Source organism: Steroidobacteraceae bacterium (assembly GCA_041395505.1).
Classification (GTDB): Bacteria; Pseudomonadota; Gammaproteobacteria; order Steroidobacterales; family Steroidobacteraceae; genus JAWLAG01.
Map to the genome: position 1 here is coordinate 1,924,925 of JAWLAG010000001.1, position 16,134 is coordinate 1,941,058.

A 16,134-nucleotide genomic window follows, 5' to 3' on the forward strand; every position below is an offset into this window, starting at 1 on the left:
CATGGAACCCTTGCGACAATTGCGCGCAATAGCCGCACCGTTGCTGCGCGACAATGTCGATACCGATGCAATCATCCCGTCACGTGAGATGAAGACCGTCGGCAAGACTGGCCTCGCCGAGGGACTGTTCGCCGGTTGGCGTTACAGGTCCATTGGTGGCCGCGATTCCGATCCCGATTTTGTCCTCAACAAGCCGGAATTCAGCGGAGCCAGGATCATCCTGGCTGGCGAGAATTTCGGTTGCGGATCGAGTCGCGAGCATGCTGTCTGGGCGTTGCATGAATACGGTATACGCGCTGTGATCGCCGCAAGTTTCGCGCCAATCTTCTTCTCCAACTGTGTACGCAATGGCATCGCGCCCGTGCGCATGAACGGGGAGGCTATCGCGCTGATCGCTTCGTGGGTAGAGCAGGATCCCAGTGGCAATCTCATCGGCGTGGATGTCGAAGGATTGCAAGTTCACGCTGCCGGGAAGATTTTCGATTTTCAATTGACGAAGGAAGAACATTCGATGTTGACCGAGGGACTCGATGCGATTGACTTGACACTCAAGGCATCCCGCGAGATTGATGATTTCATTGCCGCGGACCGCCTCGTGCGACCATGGGTATATCTCCCGTGAGAAGGCGGGTTCTCATCAGCGAGGTGGGTCCTCGCGACGGTCTGCAGAGTATCCAGCCTGTCCTGCCCCTGGCAGCCAAGCTGCGGTGGATACGCGCCGAGGCGGCTGCCGGTGTGCGCGAAATCGAAGTGGGAAGTTTTGTTCCGGCAAAACTGCTGCCGCAACTTGCAGATACTTCCGAAGTCGTGCGACAGGCAAGGGAAATTCCGGGTTTGACGGTCGCCGTGCTGGTTCCGAATTTGCGCGGCGCTGAGGCGGCCCTGGCTGCCGGTGCGCACAAGATCACGTTGCCGGTTTCGGTGTCGGAGACACATAGCCTGCGAAACGTCCGCCGCACGCATGAGCAAATGCTGGGTGCCGCTGCGGAAATAGCGCAGCTGTTGAAGACGGTGCCAGCCGGCCAGCGACCGCATTTCGAAGGCGGCCTGTCGACTGCATTCGGGTGCACCATCGAAGGCCTGGTACCCGAGGTGAAGGTCGTGGACCTGGCAGAAAGACTGATGGCGGCAGGATGTGACGAGGTCGGCTTGGCAGACACCAGTGGCTATGCCAATCCCGCGCAGGTTCGGTCCTTGGTGCGCGCGGTACGCGCTGCCGTGGGACGCGAAGCGCTGACGGGCTTGCATCTGCACAATACCCGCGGGCTGGGTCTCGCCAATGTGCTTGCTGGTCTCGAAGAAGATATCGACACCTTTGACAGTTCACTTGGAGGACTTGGTGGCTGCCCATTTGCCCCCGGCGCTTCCGGGAATATCGTGACTGAAGATCTCGTTTTCATGCTCGAAGCGATGGGTCTTGATACTGGTGTCGATCTCGATGCATTGCTCAAGGTACGGGACATCCTGCGCGAAAATCTTCCGGACGAACCGCTTTATGGATTTACTCCCGATGCAGGTCTACCACTGGGATTTACGCAATGACGAACACCGGTGCGACGGGTCCCTTGACGGGTATTCGCGTGATTGAGTTCACTCACATGGTAATGGGCCCCGCCGTGGGTGCGATACTCGCTGATCTCGGCGCTGATGTAATCAAGGTCGAACCACCGGGTGGCGATGCCACGCGCAGGCTGCTCGGTTCCGGCGCCGGCTACTTCCCCATGTACAACCGTGGCAAACGCAGTATATGCATCGACCTGAAGTCGCCCGCTGGGCGTGAGTTGGCATTGCAGCTCGCGTCCGGCGCCGACGTCGTGATCGAGAATTTTCGTGCGGGTGCCATGGACAAGCTCGGTCTCGATTATGAGCATCTTCGGGCACGGAATCCGCGGCTCATTTATTGCGCAGAGAAAGGATTTCTCGCAGGTCCCTACGAACACCGCACCGCACTCGATGAAGTAGCACAGATGATGGGTGGGCTTGCCTACATGACCGGGCCACCCGGGCGCCCGTTGCGTGCTGGCGCTTCGGTCATTGATGTCACCGGCGGCATGTTCGGCGTCATCGCAATTCTGGCTGCGATCGAGGAACGGCATCGCACGGGCAAAGGGCAGAAGGTCAGCAGCGCGCTGTTTGAAACAACCGTCTATCTCGTTGGTCAGCATATGGCGCAGAAGGCCGTGACCGGCGAAGCGGCGCGTCCCATGCCCGTGCGAATATCGGCCTGGGCTATTTATGATGTATTCGAAACGGCGGACCACCAGCATGTATTCGTTGGCGTCGTGTCGGACGGGTTGTGGCGCAAGTTCTGCGAAGTTTTCGACCAGCCTTCGCTCGCTGCGGACGAGTCACTTAGCACCAATTCACAACGCGTAAAGGCGCGCGAGCATCTGTTTCCCAAGATTAAGGCGATACTCGGTGGCTATACCATGGGGCAACTGATTTCACGGCTGGAACACAGCGGTATTCCATTCGCGCCGATCGGTCGTCCGGAAGACCTGTTCGATGATCCGCATTTGAATGGCAGCGGTGGCCTCGCGCCGATCCACCTGCAGGATGGCAGTAGTTCGCGCCTGCCGGTTCTGCCGGTCGAAATGGCCGGTCACAGGCCGATTGCCGAAGGTGGGCTGCCACGGGTCGGTGAGCACGGCAGACAAATCCTGCTCGAACTGGGCAAGACGGAGCAAGAGATCGCCGATCTTGGACGGGCTGGTGCGGTGGTATTTGCTGCGCGAAGCTAGTCGGCCAATTGGATCAGGACTGCGCTTGTGGATCCGGTGTCTTTGCCACAGAACTCACACACTCGCCGAATCCGATGCGCGTATGGCCGGGTGCTTCGCACCAGCCGCGCAACGTGATGCGATCGCCGTCCTCGACAAAACATCGCGTCTCGCCATTGCCGATATCTACCGGTTGTTTGCCACCTTTGCTCAGTTCGAGCAGGGAACCGGCCTCTTCGGGTTCCGGGCCCGACTGTGTGCCCGTTCCGAGCATGTCGCCCGGTCGCAGATTGCAGCCGTTGACCGTATGGTGCGCAACCAGTTGCGCGATACTCCAATAGCTATGGCGGAAATTGCTGCGTGCGAGCACATGCGGTCGTGTTCGCGCGGCCCGCATTTTCGCAGTTTCGATCGCAGCCTCCAGAGTGATATTCATCGCTCCGCGCTGGCGCAGGTCCGTGCTGTCCAGATAGGGCAAAGGTTGCGGATCCAAAGCGGCCCTGGTCCAAGGCACGCGAAACGGTTCGAGTGCATCCAGCGTGACGATCCATGGTGATATCGTCGTCGCAAAATTCTTTGCTAGGAATGGTCCCAGCGGCTGGTACTCCCAGGCCTGAATATCCCGGGCAGACCAGTCATTCAGCAGACACAGACCAAAGATCCGATCCTCAGCTTCTTCGATGCGGACGGATTGACCCAGCGGATTTCCAACGCCAACGAATGCAGCGAGTTCCACTTCGTAGTCGAGCCGCGCGCAAGGTGCAAGTTTCGGTTGCTCGGAGTCGGACGGACGGATCTGCCCGCTCGGCCGGTGGAATATCTGTCCGGAGACGGCGATCGACGAGCTGCGTCCGTGGTAACCGATAGGGACCCACTTGTAGTTCGGAAGCAGGGGATTGTCAGGTCGAAAAAGTCTGCCAACCTCCGTCGCGTGGTATATCGACGTGTAGAAGTCCGTGTAATCACCAATGCGGGCGGGAACGGCATATTGCGCCTTCGACTGCGGCAGGAGGCACTTGACGAGGTCGGAACGAGCACTCGCGCCCTCGCTCAACAAATCGGCAACTCCATGACGCAGCGCCCGCCATGCCGGGCGTCCCATTTCCATGAAAGCATTTAGCCAGGAATTGCCCAGCGCGATGGCCGACTGTTGCGCGAGGTCGCGCAAGATTCCCAATTCGGACAATGCGGCCGCGTCGAGTATCTGATCGCCGATGGCGATGCCGCCACGCCATCGCGTGTCGCTGCCGGCGCGGCGAAAAACGCCGAATGGCAGGTTTTGGATCGGGAAGTCGCAATTGCGGATATTGGCAGCCTCGACCCAACTGCGGCGGTCCGGATCATGCGTACTATCGAGCGCCATTCGATTTATTCCGCGAGTGCTTCGATTTGTATGCGCAATGTGACGGTCTGATCAAAACCCCAGGCAACACCGTAATCGAGCCCGTAGGAGTCACGTTTGAACGTGGCGGTCGCATCGGCGCCGCACACTGGTTTGTGCGCCATGGGGTGGGTCTTGCACTGGAATTTCGTGATCTGTAATTCGAGTGGCTGGGTGACACCCCGCAACGTCAGTTCGCCCTGCACGCGGGTTGGTGCACCATCCACGAACGCATCGAGCCTGCCTGTGTAGTGCGCCGTTGGATACTTGTCGACCGCGAACATCTCGGCGCCCTGTGCGTGCTCGTTCAGGGCATCGTTGCCGAAATCGATCGAGGATGTGTCGACGACGATATCGACTGACCCGGTCTGTTTGTCGAGGTCGAGGGTGACCGTGCCACTCGAGCGATTGAACTTGCCACGCCAGACGGACAGGCCACCCATGTGATCGGCCTCGAAGCTCGGGTAGGTGTGCTCTGGATCGACGTGATAAAGCTGTTCGGTCGCACGCGCAGCCGACGCGACTGTGACAAGCAGGCATGACAACAATAAATATTTATTTATCATATAATTACCTTGACAACTGAAAGTTAAATAGAATTGCCACAGAGCCTTTGCAAGCCGCTGGCGATTCTAGCAGCTGCCGGCACGACAACGTAGTCGGGCTAGAATGCGTGCTGTTTCGTCGCCGGCATTTCAGACTGCACTTGGATGGGGCGGCAGTAGCAGGCGAGGAGCGTCCCATGAGCAGCTTGTTGTCGGGCGAAATGGCGTATATCGCGTTGCTGTTTGCCCTGTTCATCGTGCCGCGCATCATTCAGCGCTGGGGCGTTCCATCGGCGATCAGCAGCTTCGCACTCGGCGTTGCGATCGGCGCCGGCAGTGGCCTTTTTCACGATGATACGACGATTGCGCTTCTTTCGACGTTCGGCATCGTATCGCTGTTCCTGTTTGCCGGCCTCGAAGTGGACTGGCACGAGTTGCGCAGCGGCGCGGCGGTATTGGTTCAGCACCTGACCATCCGGCTCGTCATGATCGCAATCGCCACCTACGCCGTCGCTTGGCTGCTGGGTTTGTCCATTCGGCCGGCCGTCCTGGTCGCGCTCGCGCTGCTGACACCCTCCACAGGCTTCATTCTCTCGGCGCTTGACTCGATGGGAGGCACGGAGCAAGAGCGATTCTGGATACGTTCCAAAGCGGTCGCTACGGAAATAGTTGCGTTGATCGTATTGTTCATTGCGCTTCAGTCCAATACCGCGGTGCATTTTGCGTCATCGACAGCCATCCTGCTGCTGATGATAGCCTTGTTACCGTTGGCCTTCCGGTTGTTTGCAAGGGTTGTCCTGCCATTTGCACCGAAATCGGACTTCGCGTTTCTCGTGATCGTGGCGGTCGCCTGCGCAGTGCTGACCAAGCAGCTCGGCGTGTATTACCTTGTGGGCGCATTCGTTGTCGGTGTCGTGGCGCAACGATTCAGGTCACGAATGCCCAGCATGCGGACCGATCAAATGCTCCATGCCGTAGAGTCCCTGGCGTCGCTTTTTATCCCGTTCTATTTCTTCCATGCCGGACTCGAACTGCGCGCATCCGATTTCAGCTGGCTGGCCCTTGGGTATGGACTGGCTTTCCTGCTGGTTGCGGTGCCGTTTCGATTCCTGTTCGTGGTAGCTCACCGTCGGCTGGCGCTTCGCGAGCGAGCGCGAAGCGGTGTTCGCATCGCCACCGCCATGATGCCGACGCTGGTTTTTACGCTGGTGATTGCGACCATATTGCGGGAGGAATTCCAGATCGCCCCACCGATATTCGGCGGGCTCATCCTCTATGCGGTAGTCAATACACTGCTGCCGGGATTGATGCTGCAGGCGCCTGTCGCAGAGTTTGACACGCTGATCCCTCACACGGTATTGGTCGGTCGCAACAGCGGCAACGTGACTCAGAGCGGGACTGATGGCGACTAGGCGCTCGAGTCCGACAGCCGTCCTGAAATTGCTGCGGATGAAGCGAGGTCCTTCGCGTCGCCGAATTCTCTTCACCAAGAGCCCTTTGAACCCGGAAGCAACGCTGTTGCTTCGGTTCGTGCTGATATTTGCGCTATTTGCCCTGACATTCACCGTTTTCTGGTGGGATCGCGCCGGACTTGCAGATCACCACGATGGCGTCGTAAGTTTCACGGACGTGATCTATTTCACGATGGTGACGATCACCACGGTCGGCTACGGCGATATTGTGCCGGTAACGGACCGCGCGCGGCTCATAGACGCGATTTTTGTTACGCCAATCCGGATCTTCGTCTGGTTCATCTTTCTTGGAACCGCGTACCAACTCGTAATTCAAAAAGTCATCGAGGATTTCCGAATGACCATGTTGCAACGGAGACTGACGCGCCACGTAATCATCCTCGGCTTCGGCGGCCGCGGGTCGACGGCAGCGCAGGAACTCGTTGCGCAAGGCGTGCCCGCAGGCGAGATCGTCATCATCGACCACGAGCAGTCGCGTATCGAACAAGCGGCGGAACAGGGGTTCGTGGCACTTCACGGTGAAGCGGCGCGCGAAGAGTTACTGCGCGTCGCGGGAGCGGAGCGGGCGCGGGCCGCTGTGCTCGCCCTCGACCGCGATGACACCACGGTCCTGGCAGTCCTTACTTTACGCAGCCTCAACTCGACAATGCGTATCGTGGCAACAGTCCACGAAGATGAAAATATCAAGCTGGTTCGTGGTAGCGGCGCCGATATGACGCTGTCGGCCGCGCGGCTGGGAGGTTTCCTGCTCGCCGATTCGCTGGCAGGCAAACATACGGTGGATTTGTTGGGCGACATGATGTCCCGCGGCGGGAGTGTTGCCCTGTTCGAACGTGATGCTTTGCCGCAGGACATCGACCGAAGCGTTCGCGAGCTCGGCGATGAGTTGGTCATCAAGCTCATTAGGGACGGAAAGAGTTACCCGTTCTGGCATGCGCCGCAACTGCGCATCAAAGCGGGCGACCGGTTGGTCGGGATTCGCCGTGACTCGGATGCCCAGCGCCTCGACGTGTTGAACGAATCCTAGTCGGATTTGCCGTCGGTTTCGGCGCGCTCGACCTTGACGCGCAGGCTGCCACTGCGCACATGGAGGTCACGCTGCGGGAACGGAATTTCGAGTTTGCGTGCCGCAAGCTCGCTCTCGATTGCCCATAGCAGCCGCGCGCTGGTAGCGGCCGGGCGAACCGTGAGCCGATGGTCCACCCAGACAACGAGTTCGAAGTTCAATGAGCTGTCGCCAAAACCAACCAGCCATACGTCCGGGCGACGTGATTCATCATCGAGTATGATTCCGGGCAGATTACCGGCCGCCGCGATACCGGCTTCCTTTACCAGTTGTTTGTCCGACCCATAGGCGACGCCAAACGGAACATGAATCCGGCGCGCTGCATCGTCGAATGTCCAGTTGGTGACACGGCCGTTGATGAATTCGGAGTTCGGGACGAGGATATCTACAGAATCGTTGGTCGTAACCCGCGTGTATCGCATTGCTATCGCTCGCACCTGGCCGGTAACGCCGGATTCCAGCTCGACGAAATCGCCGACCTTGAGGCTCTGATCGAGCAACAGGACGATGCCCGAGACGAAGTTGGCGACCATATTCTGCAGGCCAAAACCAACGCCAATGCCGAGTGCTCCGCCAACGACGGTTAGGCTTGTCAGGTCATAGCCGATCATTGAAAGACCGATCAGCAGAACGATGACGGCGAGCAGGTATCGGGTCAAACGCCCGAGCGCGAACGCCGTGGATTGAGATACATGCTGGCTACGTCGCTGGGTCAGTCTTATGACCGCTCTTTCCGCAATGCGTGATATCCACCAGGCCGCGATCACGACCAGAAGACTGCCCGCAATCAGTAGCGGTGTGACGCGCGTGTCGCCTATTTCGAACCAGCTGGTATTCAGGAATCTGCCGATATCGTGATCAACGATCGATTCAATCGTCTTCATGGGTTCGTCCTGCATCCCCTGGTTCTCACAGTGAATCAAAGGCCATAGTGCCGTACGAGCAGGTAGGCCAGCACCGAAATCATCAGCAACGCAAGCGGCAATCCGGCTCGCACAAAATCGCGAAACTGGTAACGCGCGGCACTCATGATGAGCATGTTCGTCTGGTACGCGACTGGAGTCACATAGCACAGGTTGCAGCCAAATAGCACCGCTATTACGAAGGGTTCGGCGTTCAGGTGTAATTGGCTCGCAAGGCTCACTGCTAGTGGCGTGCCGACAGCGGCAGCAGCAGCGTTCGATACGAAATTGGTCAATACCGTAACCAGTAACATCAATGCCGCGATAATCGCTGCAGGCGGCAAGGATTGCAGCGCTATGGCGGCAGTAATTCCGAGCCAGTTCGCGGCGCCTGTCTCGACCAAGGCCCGCCCCAAGGCAATGCTCGCGGCGACGAGGACAATCACTTCGAGACTGAGTGCGCGACCGAGACCTTCGAATTTCACGCATCCGGCGGCCAGCATGGCGATGGTACCGGCCAGGGCCGCAATAGCAATGGGCAATGTCTTGGTCGCCGCGATGATTACCACGGCGGCCATGATCAGCAGTGCTGTCAGGGCTTTGCTCGTGCGCGGGAGCTCTATGCCTCCCTCCAGTGCCATGACGCCCTCACCGATTTCGAGGTCCGCGAGGTGTTCCGAAGTGCCCTGCACCAGCAGCACATCCCCGACATCAATAGGCGAACGATCAGGGCTGCGTCGCAGTGCCGGCAAGCGGTCCGCAGCATGCATCGTGCCAAGAACCGCGACCTGGTACCTGTCGGCAATGCGCGCGCTTCGAACGGTCCTGCCAAGCAAGGTCGACTCGGAACCAACTACGACCTGGGCGATGCGTATGTCGGCATTGCTATGGCCAGATGCCACAGCCTGCAGCACGTGGGATTCCGCGAGGAGTATCTTTTCGCTCGATTGCAGTTCGCGCAACGCCTCGGCCGTCCCTGTGACGAGGATGCGGTCACCTGCTTCAAGCAGTGCCTGGCCGTCACCATCGGCGAGCGTCTGGTTGCCGCGCAATACCGCATGTACCCGGACATTACTGCCGATACGGCGGAGAAAATCAGCAGCAGGTTTGCCATGCCCGGAACTGGAGGCCGTAATGTGCAACGTCGACTCGAAATCGCGTGGCGCGCGGCTCTCGGTCTCACCTGTGTCTGGCAGCAGCCGGGGCATGATGAACCACAGATAGGGCAGCGCCACGGCGGCGGCAATCGCGACGATCGGCGCGAACTGAAAGACACCAAGCGGTGGCAGACCCATGTCGCGCGCGATCGATACGACAAGGATATTGGTGGATGTGCCAATCGTGGTTGCCATGCCTCCGATCAGGATCGCGCAATTTACGGGCATCAGCGTCTTTGATGCCGCCGCACCGATGCGCGTTCCGAGCGTAAGCAGGATCGGCAATACAAGCACCAGTACCGGCGTGTCATTGACAAACATGCTCAGAATGGCGGCTATAAGCAAGGTACAAAGCAGGCCGAGCAGGCGGCTGAATCGCCATAGCCGGGTGAGCGCTGCGGCGGCGGGCTCAAGCGCGCCGGTCACCACGAGGCCACGACCCAGAATCATCAGACAGCTGATGGCGACCAGAGCCTCATGCCCGAATCCTCCGAAGGCTACTTCCATTCCAGTCAGTGACCCGGCCTGCTCGAACGGAAACAGATAGAAGCCAAGGGCGAGTACGGCGATCAGCCCCAGGCAAATGAATTCGATTCGCACCCTTGCGGTTGCAAACATGACGAACGTCATTATTGTCAGCAGCAGCGCCGCTACCGCGTGCGGCGAGGGAATCATGCGCAACATCGCGCGCTCCGGTCCATGAAACGCGCTCATGATAACGCAACGATCGGGTTGCGACGCACTTGGCCGCGACACGCATCCAATCGCTCGAGTGGAATTATGGAATCGGCACTAGAGCTGGGTGGAGAGAAGTTGCCCGCGGCTCGACTGCCTCTCGGCGAGCGGGTCGTATTGGCCCGAGGCGCTGCCTGTGGTCATATAGGCAAGCTGACGCTCGAGCCGCTGCATGCGTGCAGCAACCAATGCGCCATTTCGCGTATTGTAATCGCGGCATTTCTCCGCAAGTGTCGCGCAGCGCTGCAACGAAGGCGTCAGAGTTCGAAGTGGGTCACACCAACGAAGAACCTGCATGAGTCCATTGCGGCTTTCATCGCGCCCTAACGCGCGAACCAACGCCCAGCGGTCGCGTTGCAGGAGCAATAGTCTCGTCATCGCGGATTCGCGCGCTGCCGTAACTTGCTGCAGCGCCTCAGCGCGCCCCAGCTCGAGCAGCCGGTGCTCGTCTTCGAGCAGCTCGGACAAGTTTGCAAGAGCGTCCAGCTCCTCGCTCACGAACTGCTCAAATTGCTGCAGACAGGCCTTGGCCTCCATGCATTCAATCGTCGGCTTTGCGCGCGGTCGCGAGGTCAGCGTCGAAGCGCAGAATTTGTTCGGCCACCTTGGCCGAGTCAACGCTATAGCGGCCGTCGCTGATTTCGCTGCGAATCGCCGCCACACGCTGCTCATCGACGACCGGCGCTTGGGCGAGCGCCGCTTCGAGCGAGGCGAGGGCACGCGCGCGTTGGGTAATTTCGACATTGGCGGTCTGAGCCGTGTCGCTACCAGATCCCGCGGCGGCATCTTTGCTGCGGCGTGGTGCATCCCCCGATGTCACCGTGGCCGAGACACTGTTTAACCCATTGATTTTATTGGTCATAATCAATTTTCCTGTGACCGTTAGCAATTATATCGACCGCGCCTGGCAATTCTTTAATAGCCCGCGCCGGCGCGAACCAGGCCCGGTCCGGCGACTACGCCGTCGACAACCCGCTGCGAGGAAATACTGCGCACGGCGACCGGTCCGCCTTGCCGCCCATCCGCCAATGCGATCGCATCGGAGCGCACCAACACGCCCGGCATCTCGCTCAGCAAGGTGACCGACTGCCCACGTCGCACGAGTACTGCTGCTTCCAGGTCGCTGGAAGTCAGCACGGATCCTGCGGAAACTGATCGGCGTAGTTGCAGGGCCGTGAGATCCTCACCCTCGCGAAGATAATCACCTGGAGGCCCGTCCCGCCATTCGCGTTCTATAGTGACATCAGCGTCCGACAGTTGTGTGCCGCGCGGCAGAGTCCGTTTCGCGACCAATGCATTGATCCGTGATCGCAGGGCGAGTTGCGTGTATATGCTCCAGCGGGGCGCATCGCAACTGATCATTACGGTCGCCTGACGCGATATTGTCGTATGAGTTGGAATCCGCCCGTGCAATGCCTGCTTGCACGCCGGCAGGCGCAATCGTCGATCCAGGTTGTCCTGGATAACCTGCACTTCTTCGTGTGGGAATTGAGCCATCAACGTGCGTTCGGCTACCACACGAATTGCATCGAGACTTTGCAATGAGCCGGTTGGTGCTGCGGCAGCCAACTGGCTACAGGCAAGCAAAACGAACAGCGGCGCTGGATTTCTGGCAGTCGGACTATTGACGGTTGTTCTGCTCATGAGCATGACGAAGCAAATGCCGTGCCATTGGCAAACCACATTTGGCCGCAGGTGCGGCAATGCGTTGCCGTCAATGTGCGCGAGATCGCATATTGCCTGTGCCGGCCTTCACAAAAGCGGCTCCAGGGTGAATCGGGATCGGCTGGCACGCATGTTGCTTTAGCTTCGGCATGATTCATCGAGGAACAATGTGATGCCAATCTCGCTTGACGACTATCTCGCAGTTCACACGGCATCGCTTCGGGCGCGCTCTGCGCGAAACGAGATACTGGCGAGCAACATCGCCAATGCCGACACGCCCAATTACAAGGCGCGCGATCTGGATTTCGCGACACTGATGGACAGCGCCTCGCCGCGGGCGCCGAATGCCGCACTGGCGAGCACCGACCCTCGGCATATTTCATCGACCTCCAGCAACCCTGATTTGAACAGCGTACTGCGCTACCGCGTCCCGTTGGCGCCGTCTCTGGACGGGAACACGGTGGACCCGCAGCTCGAACAGGCGGCCTACGCAGAAAACGTGGTGCGCTACCAGGCGTCGTTGACATTCCTTGGATCGAAACTGCGCGGCCTGATTACAGCCATCACGGGTCAATAGAGCACAACGTACAGGAGCTGAAATGGGTTCGTTCAAGATTTTCGACATCGCGGGCTCTGGGCTCAGTGCCCAGTCCGTGCGCCTGAATACGGTCGCGAGCAATATTGCGAATGCAAACAGTGTCAGTGGAACAAAGGAAGGCGTATACCGGGCGCGCTCGCCCGTGTTCCAGGCTGTGGCGGATCCGGCGTCCAGCGACGGCAGCACAGCCAGTGTGGCTGTTCGGGGCGTTGTCGATAGTAACGCCCCGGCGCTGGCCCGTTACGAACCGGGTAACCCGCTCGCCGACGCCGAAGGGTACGTATATGCCGCCAATGTAAACGTCGTAGAGCAGATGGTCGACATGATTTCCGCATCTCGCAGTTACCAGAACAATGTTGAGGTGATGAACACCACCAAGGATCTCCTGCTCGCGACATTGCGGCTTGGCCAATCCTGAGAATACGGAGACGACCTCTCATGATCGACAGCATCGGCAGTGCAGCAGCCACCAGTTTGACGACGCCCACGTCGCCATCGGACGGCACGTCGCGCACCGCGCTCGGCCAAAACGAATTCCTTACGCTGATGATTACGCAGCTCCGCAACCAGGATCCCTTCAAACCGCTCGAGCCAACCGAGTTCCTCGGGCAGCTCGCCCAATTTGGCACGGTGAGCGGCATCGAAGGGGTCAAAGCGTCACTAGGGGATCTGTCCGCATCGCTGCAGGGAACGCAGCTGCTTAACGGCGCATCCCTGATTGGGCATTCGGCACTTCTGCGAGCGAATTCGGCGCCGGTCCGTGACTCCGGTGGTATCGCCGGCGGCGTTGACGTGCCAGGCGGCTACAACAGCGTCGAAATCACGGTCGCCGACATCGCAGGCACGGAAATTCGGCGTTTTCAGATACCGGCACAGTCGGGTTGGACGCGATTCGAGTGGGATGGCCGCGATGCAACCGGCGAAAAGGCCGTGCCCGGACAATATGTAATTCGCGCAACAGCGGGTACGGGCAACAGTTCCAGTGCACTTGCGACCTGGTTGGAGGCACGCATCGATAGCGTTGCTGTCGACCCGACGAATGCTTCATTGCTGGTCAATACATCCATGGGTGCTGTGCCGCTCACCGCGCTGCGGCAGATTCAATAGAAGGAGCAGAAGATGTCTTTCCGTCTTGCGTTATCCGGTCTCAATGCGGCATCCGCCGACCTGAGCGTAACGGCCAACAATATTGCGAACACGGGTACAGTCGGTTTCAAGGAGTCTCGTGCAGAATTCGCAGAGCTGTTCTCCGTGTCACCGCAGGGAGTCTCGAGCATTGCGATTGGCAATGGTGTCCGCGTATCCGATGTAGCCCAGCAGTTCACGCAGGGGAATATCGACTTCACGGACAACAGCCTGGACATGGCCGTTTCAGGCCAGGGATTCTTTGTGCTGTCGGACAATGGAGCGTTGAATTACACACGTGCCGGCGCATTCAAGGTCGATCGGGATGGCTACGTCGTCAACAGCCAGGCACAACGCCTGCAGGTTTTTCCGCCCAACTCCGGCGGGACATTCAACACCGGCGCGTTGGCTGATTTGCGTATCGTGACGACCGAGAGTCCGCCGGAGGCTACGAATAACGCGGAAATGATCGTCAACTTGCCGGGCAACGCATCACCGCCGCCGGTCGCTGGATTCGATCCGGCTGACCCGGACACGTATAACCAGGCCACATCGCTTACGGTGTATGACTCCCTCGGCGCATCTCACACCGCAACGGTCTATTTTTCCCGCACGGCAACCCCCAATCAATGGGAGACACGCCTCTATATTGACGGTTCCGCGGTTGGTGGAGCACAGACGCTCGATTATTCGCCGACTGGAACACTGCTGTCGCCCGCCAACGGACAACTTACCTTTCCGGCGTTCAACCCGGGCACGGGCGCTCTTGATCTCGCACTCACCTTCGACTACGGGCGTTCCACGCAGTATGGCTCGGCATTCAATGTCAATGCGATTACCCAGGACGGCTTCACGACCGGCCGCCTCATCGGAATAGATACGGACTCCACAGGAGTCGTGCAGGCGAGATTCACCAACGGTCGGTCACTTCCGCTTGGGCAGATTGCGCTGGCCAACTTCTCCAATCCACAGGGGTTACAACAGCTGGGTGACACTAACTGGGCCGAAACCTTTGCTTCTGGACAGGCTCTGCGTGGACAGGCTGGTAACTCGGGTCTGGGACTGATCCAGTCGGGCGCCCTTGAGGCGTCTACGGTCGATATTACGGAACAGTTGGTCAACATGATCACTGCGCAGCGTAATTTTCAGGCGAATGCGCAGATGATCTCGACCTCCGACGCAATTACGCAAACCATCATCAATATCCGTTAGTGATGGACAAATTACTCTACATTGCCATGTCGGGTGCGAAGGAGTCGCTTCGCGCGCAGACTGCGGTAAGTCACAACCTCGCCAATGCAACGACGACCGCGTTCAAGGCCGACCTAAATGCATTCATGGCCCGCGACATTGCCGGACCCGGCTATCACAGCCGCGCCTATGCCACGACCTCCACGACAGGCTGGAATCTCGATGCCGGCGCGCTGGAGGCAACTGGCCGCGATCTCGACGTCGCAATCAATGGTTCCGGTTGGATCGCAGTTCAGGCACAGGACGGATCGGAAGCCTATACCCGGGCCGGCGACCTGCGCATTCAGGCAAGTGGCCTGCTGACCAACGGTGCCGGACACGTGATTCTTGGTGACGGCGGGCCGATCACCATCCCGCCGTCAAGTTCACTGCTCATTGGTCGTGACGGAACCATTTCGGCGGTCGCACTGGGGCAGTCACCGCAAAGCGCTGCGCCAGTTGCCCGCATCAAGTTGGTCGATCCGCCGCCAGACACACTGCAACGCGGCGCCGACGGGCTGTTTCGAATGCGTGATGGCTCGACCGCCGAGGCCAGTGCGAGCGTCGCTGTCAGCAGCGGTGCCCTCGAGACGAGCAACGTCAACACCGCCCAGGCTTTGGTTGACATGATAGAAATTTCGAGACGCTACGATTTGCAGGTTCGAATGATTCGCAACGCGGAAGAAAATGCAACCAGCAGCGCACGTCTGCTGCAAATGGGTTAGACCGGTACTATGAGGATCTTTCAATGAATACAGCATTATGGGCAGCCAAGACCGGACTCGATGCGCAGCAAACGCGCATGAGTGTCACCGCACACAATCTAGCCAACGTCAATACCAATGGCTTCAAAAAGGGTCGCGCAGTATTCGAGGATCTCCTTTATCAAAACGTTCGGCAGGTTGGTGCTGCGACATCGCAAGATACCCAGGCGCCGACAGGTCTGTCATTGGGCACCGGCGCGAGGGTCGTCGCGACGGAAAAGTCGTACACCCAGGGCGGGCTGACGACAACCGGCAACGCATTGGACGTCGCTATCAACGGTCGTGGCTTTTTGCAGATCCAGCTCCCGGATGGAACGTCGGCCTATACGCGTGATGGCTCGTTGCAAATCAACTCGCAGGGTCAGCTGGTGACCGCGAGCGGCTACATCGTTCAGCCGGGCATAAGTATTCCTGACGGCGCGCAGAGCGTGAGCATCTCGACAGATGGCGTTGTAAGCGCGCAGATCGCCGGCCAGGCAGCACCGGTACAGGTGGGCCAGCTGCAGCTCGTCGATTTCATCAACCCGGCTGGATTGCAACCGCGAGGCGAGAACCTGCTGATGGAATCAGCGGCAAGCGGAACAGCACAGGCAAGCACTCCGGGACTGAACGGTCTCGGCACAGTCGTCCAGGGCGCGCTCGAGGCTTCCAATGTCAATGTGGTCGAGGAGCTCGTCGCAATGATCGAGACGCAAAGAGCCTACGAGATGAACTCAAAGGCGATCTCAACGACGGACCAGATGCTCGAGTACCTGACCAACAGGCTGTGAGAGA

At 59.1% G+C, this 16,134-nt stretch carries 18 protein-coding genes; 11 read left to right on the forward strand and 7 right to left on the reverse strand.

The annotated features are described in order from the left end of the window. The first annotated feature begins 1 nt into the window (after nt 1). Genes leuD through R3E77_08880 form a run of 3 tightly spaced genes read left to right on the forward strand, consistent with a single transcriptional unit; the run spans nt 2 to nt 2,741 of the window. Nucleotides 2–622 carry a 3-isopropylmalate dehydratase small subunit gene (gene leuD, locus R3E77_08870; protein MEZ5499523.1) on the forward strand — a complete coding sequence of 207 codons (621 nt, stop codon included), beginning with the start codon at nt 2–4 and terminating at the stop codon, nt 620–622. Continuing rightward, the gene (locus R3E77_08875) at nt 619–1,542 is read left to right on the forward strand and encodes a hydroxymethylglutaryl-CoA lyase (protein MEZ5499524.1); all 924 of its coding nucleotides are present in this window, start codon (nt 619–621) and stop codon (nt 1,540–1,542) included. Before leuD ends, R3E77_08875 begins: the two co-directional genes overlap by 4 nt. Further along, a complete protein-coding gene (locus tag R3E77_08880) occupies nt 1,539–2,741 on the forward strand; it encodes a CaiB/BaiF CoA-transferase family protein (protein MEZ5499525.1) in 1,203 nt (400 codons plus the stop codon). Before R3E77_08875 ends, R3E77_08880 begins: the two co-directional genes overlap by 4 nt. 13 nt (nt 2,742–2,754) lie before the next feature. Here R3E77_08880 and fahA read toward each other — a convergent pair whose 3' ends face one another. Both fahA and R3E77_08890 read right to left on the reverse strand, forming a co-directional pair. Then, nucleotides 2,755–4,083: a fumarylacetoacetase gene (fahA, locus tag R3E77_08885; GenBank protein ID MEZ5499526.1), complete on the reverse strand. Its 1,329-nt coding sequence runs from the start codon at nt 4,081–4,083 to the stop codon at nt 2,755–2,757. A gap of 5 nt (nt 4,084–4,088) precedes the next feature. Further along, a complete protein-coding gene (locus R3E77_08890) occupies nt 4,089–4,646 on the reverse strand; it encodes a YceI family protein (GenBank protein MEZ5499527.1) in 558 nt (185 codons plus the stop codon). A 197-nt stretch (nt 4,647–4,843) separates the two neighbouring features. Between R3E77_08890 and R3E77_08895 the strand changes: the two genes are divergently transcribed. Both R3E77_08895 and R3E77_08900 read left to right on the forward strand, forming a co-directional pair. Next, on the forward strand, nt 4,844–6,058 hold the full coding sequence (locus tag R3E77_08895) for a cation:proton antiporter (protein ID MEZ5499528.1): 1,215 nt from the start codon (nt 4,844–4,846) through the stop codon (nt 6,056–6,058). 37 nt (nt 6,059–6,095) lie between these two features. After that, nucleotides 6,096–7,145 carry a potassium channel family protein gene (locus R3E77_08900; GenBank protein ID MEZ5499529.1) on the forward strand — a complete coding sequence of 350 codons (1,050 nt, stop codon included), beginning with the start codon at nt 6,096–6,098 and terminating at the stop codon, nt 7,143–7,145. Here the strand turns inward: R3E77_08900 and R3E77_08905 are convergent. From R3E77_08905 to flgA, 5 genes are all read right to left on the reverse strand, one after another. Next, nucleotides 7,142–8,068, reverse strand: a complete 927-nt coding sequence (locus R3E77_08905; GenBank protein ID MEZ5499530.1) for a mechanosensitive ion channel — start codon at nt 8,066–8,068, stop codon at nt 7,142–7,144. The genes R3E77_08900 and R3E77_08905 overlap by 4 nt on opposite strands. A 35-nt stretch (nt 8,069–8,103) precedes the next feature. Further along, nucleotides 8,104–9,957 carry an SLC13 family permease gene (locus R3E77_08910; protein MEZ5499531.1) on the reverse strand — a complete coding sequence of 618 codons (1,854 nt, stop codon included), beginning with the start codon at nt 9,955–9,957 and terminating at the stop codon, nt 8,104–8,106. A 78-nt stretch (nt 9,958–10,035) separates the two neighbouring features. Beyond that, on the reverse strand, nt 10,036–10,515 hold the full coding sequence (locus R3E77_08915) for a flagellar protein FlgN (GenBank protein ID MEZ5499532.1): 480 nt from the start codon (nt 10,513–10,515) through the stop codon (nt 10,036–10,038). A 4-nt stretch (nt 10,516–10,519) separates the two neighbouring features. Then, a complete protein-coding gene (gene flgM / locus R3E77_08920) occupies nt 10,520–10,867 on the reverse strand; it encodes a flagellar biosynthesis anti-sigma factor FlgM (protein MEZ5499533.1) in 348 nt (115 codons plus the stop codon). A 26-nt stretch (nt 10,868–10,893) separates the two neighbouring features. After that, a complete protein-coding gene (gene flgA, locus R3E77_08925) occupies nt 10,894–11,622 on the reverse strand; it encodes a flagellar basal body P-ring formation chaperone FlgA (protein ID MEZ5499534.1) in 729 nt (242 codons plus the stop codon). Between the two features lie 193 nt (nt 11,623–11,815). Between flgA and flgB the strand changes: the two genes are divergently transcribed. The 6 genes from flgB to flgG are packed head-to-tail and all read left to right on the forward strand — an operon-like array spanning nt 11,816 to nt 16,130. After that, nucleotides 11,816–12,220: a flagellar basal body rod protein FlgB gene (gene flgB / locus R3E77_08930; GenBank protein ID MEZ5499535.1), complete on the forward strand. Its 405-nt coding sequence runs from the start codon at nt 11,816–11,818 to the stop codon at nt 12,218–12,220. Between the two features lie 22 nt (nt 12,221–12,242). Next, complete coding sequence (flgC, locus tag R3E77_08935) at nt 12,243–12,659, forward strand: flagellar basal body rod protein FlgC (GenBank protein MEZ5499536.1); 417 nt, start codon at nt 12,243–12,245, stop codon at nt 12,657–12,659. A gap of 20 nt (nt 12,660–12,679) precedes the next feature. Continuing rightward, on the forward strand, nt 12,680–13,348 hold the full coding sequence (locus R3E77_08940) for a flagellar hook capping FlgD N-terminal domain-containing protein (GenBank protein ID MEZ5499537.1): 669 nt from the start codon (nt 12,680–12,682) through the stop codon (nt 13,346–13,348). Between the two features lie 12 nt (nt 13,349–13,360). Continuing rightward, complete coding sequence (gene flgE, locus R3E77_08945) at nt 13,361–14,578, forward strand: flagellar hook protein FlgE (protein MEZ5499538.1); 1,218 nt, start codon at nt 13,361–13,363, stop codon at nt 14,576–14,578. 2 nt (nt 14,579–14,580) lie between these two features. After that, a complete protein-coding gene (locus R3E77_08950) occupies nt 14,581–15,321 on the forward strand; it encodes a flagellar basal body rod protein FlgF (protein ID MEZ5499539.1) in 741 nt (246 codons plus the stop codon). 23 nt (nt 15,322–15,344) lie between these two features. After that, nucleotides 15,345–16,130: a flagellar basal-body rod protein FlgG gene (gene flgG / locus R3E77_08955; GenBank protein ID MEZ5499540.1), complete on the forward strand. Its 786-nt coding sequence runs from the start codon at nt 15,345–15,347 to the stop codon at nt 16,128–16,130. Nucleotides 16,131–16,134: the final 4 nt, after the last annotated feature.

Bases quoted from the DNA above. Each gene is read 5' to 3' on its own strand.
- leuD (MEZ5499523.1), top strand. From the start codon at position 2: ATGGAACCCTTGCGACAATTGCGCGCAATAGCCGCACCGTTGCTGCGC.
- R3E77_08880 (MEZ5499525.1), top strand. From the start codon at position 1,539: ATGACGAACACCGGTGCGACGGGTCCCTTGACGGGTATTCGCGTGATT.
- fahA (MEZ5499526.1), bottom strand. From the start codon at position 4,083: ATGGCGCTCGATAGTACGCATGATCCGGACCGCCGCAGTTGGGTCGAG.
- R3E77_08895 (MEZ5499528.1), top strand. From the start codon at position 4,844: ATGAGCAGCTTGTTGTCGGGCGAAATGGCGTATATCGCGTTGCTGTTT.
- R3E77_08900 (MEZ5499529.1), top strand. From the start codon at position 6,096: ATGAAGCGAGGTCCTTCGCGTCGCCGAATTCTCTTCACCAAGAGCCCT.
- R3E77_08905 (MEZ5499530.1), bottom strand. From the start codon at position 8,068: ATGAAGACGATTGAATCGATCGTTGATCACGATATCGGCAGATTCCTG.
- R3E77_08910 (MEZ5499531.1), bottom strand. From the start codon at position 9,957: ATGAGCGCGTTTCATGGACCGGAGCGCGCGATGTTGCGCATGATTCCC.
- R3E77_08915 (MEZ5499532.1), bottom strand. From the start codon at position 10,515: ATGGAGGCCAAGGCCTGTCTGCAGCAATTTGAGCAGTTCGTGAGCGAG.
- flgA (MEZ5499534.1), bottom strand. From the start codon at position 11,622: ATGAGCAGAACAACCGTCAATAGTCCGACTGCCAGAAATCCAGCGCCG.
- flgB (MEZ5499535.1), top strand. From the start codon at position 11,816: ATGCCAATCTCGCTTGACGACTATCTCGCAGTTCACACGGCATCGCTT.
- flgC (MEZ5499536.1), top strand. From the start codon at position 12,243: ATGGGTTCGTTCAAGATTTTCGACATCGCGGGCTCTGGGCTCAGTGCC.
- R3E77_08940 (MEZ5499537.1), top strand. From the start codon at position 12,680: ATGATCGACAGCATCGGCAGTGCAGCAGCCACCAGTTTGACGACGCCC.
- flgE (MEZ5499538.1), top strand. From the start codon at position 13,361: ATGTCTTTCCGTCTTGCGTTATCCGGTCTCAATGCGGCATCCGCCGAC.
- R3E77_08950 (MEZ5499539.1), top strand. From the start codon at position 14,581: ATGGACAAATTACTCTACATTGCCATGTCGGGTGCGAAGGAGTCGCTT.
- flgG (MEZ5499540.1), top strand. From the start codon at position 15,345: ATGAATACAGCATTATGGGCAGCCAAGACCGGACTCGATGCGCAGCAA.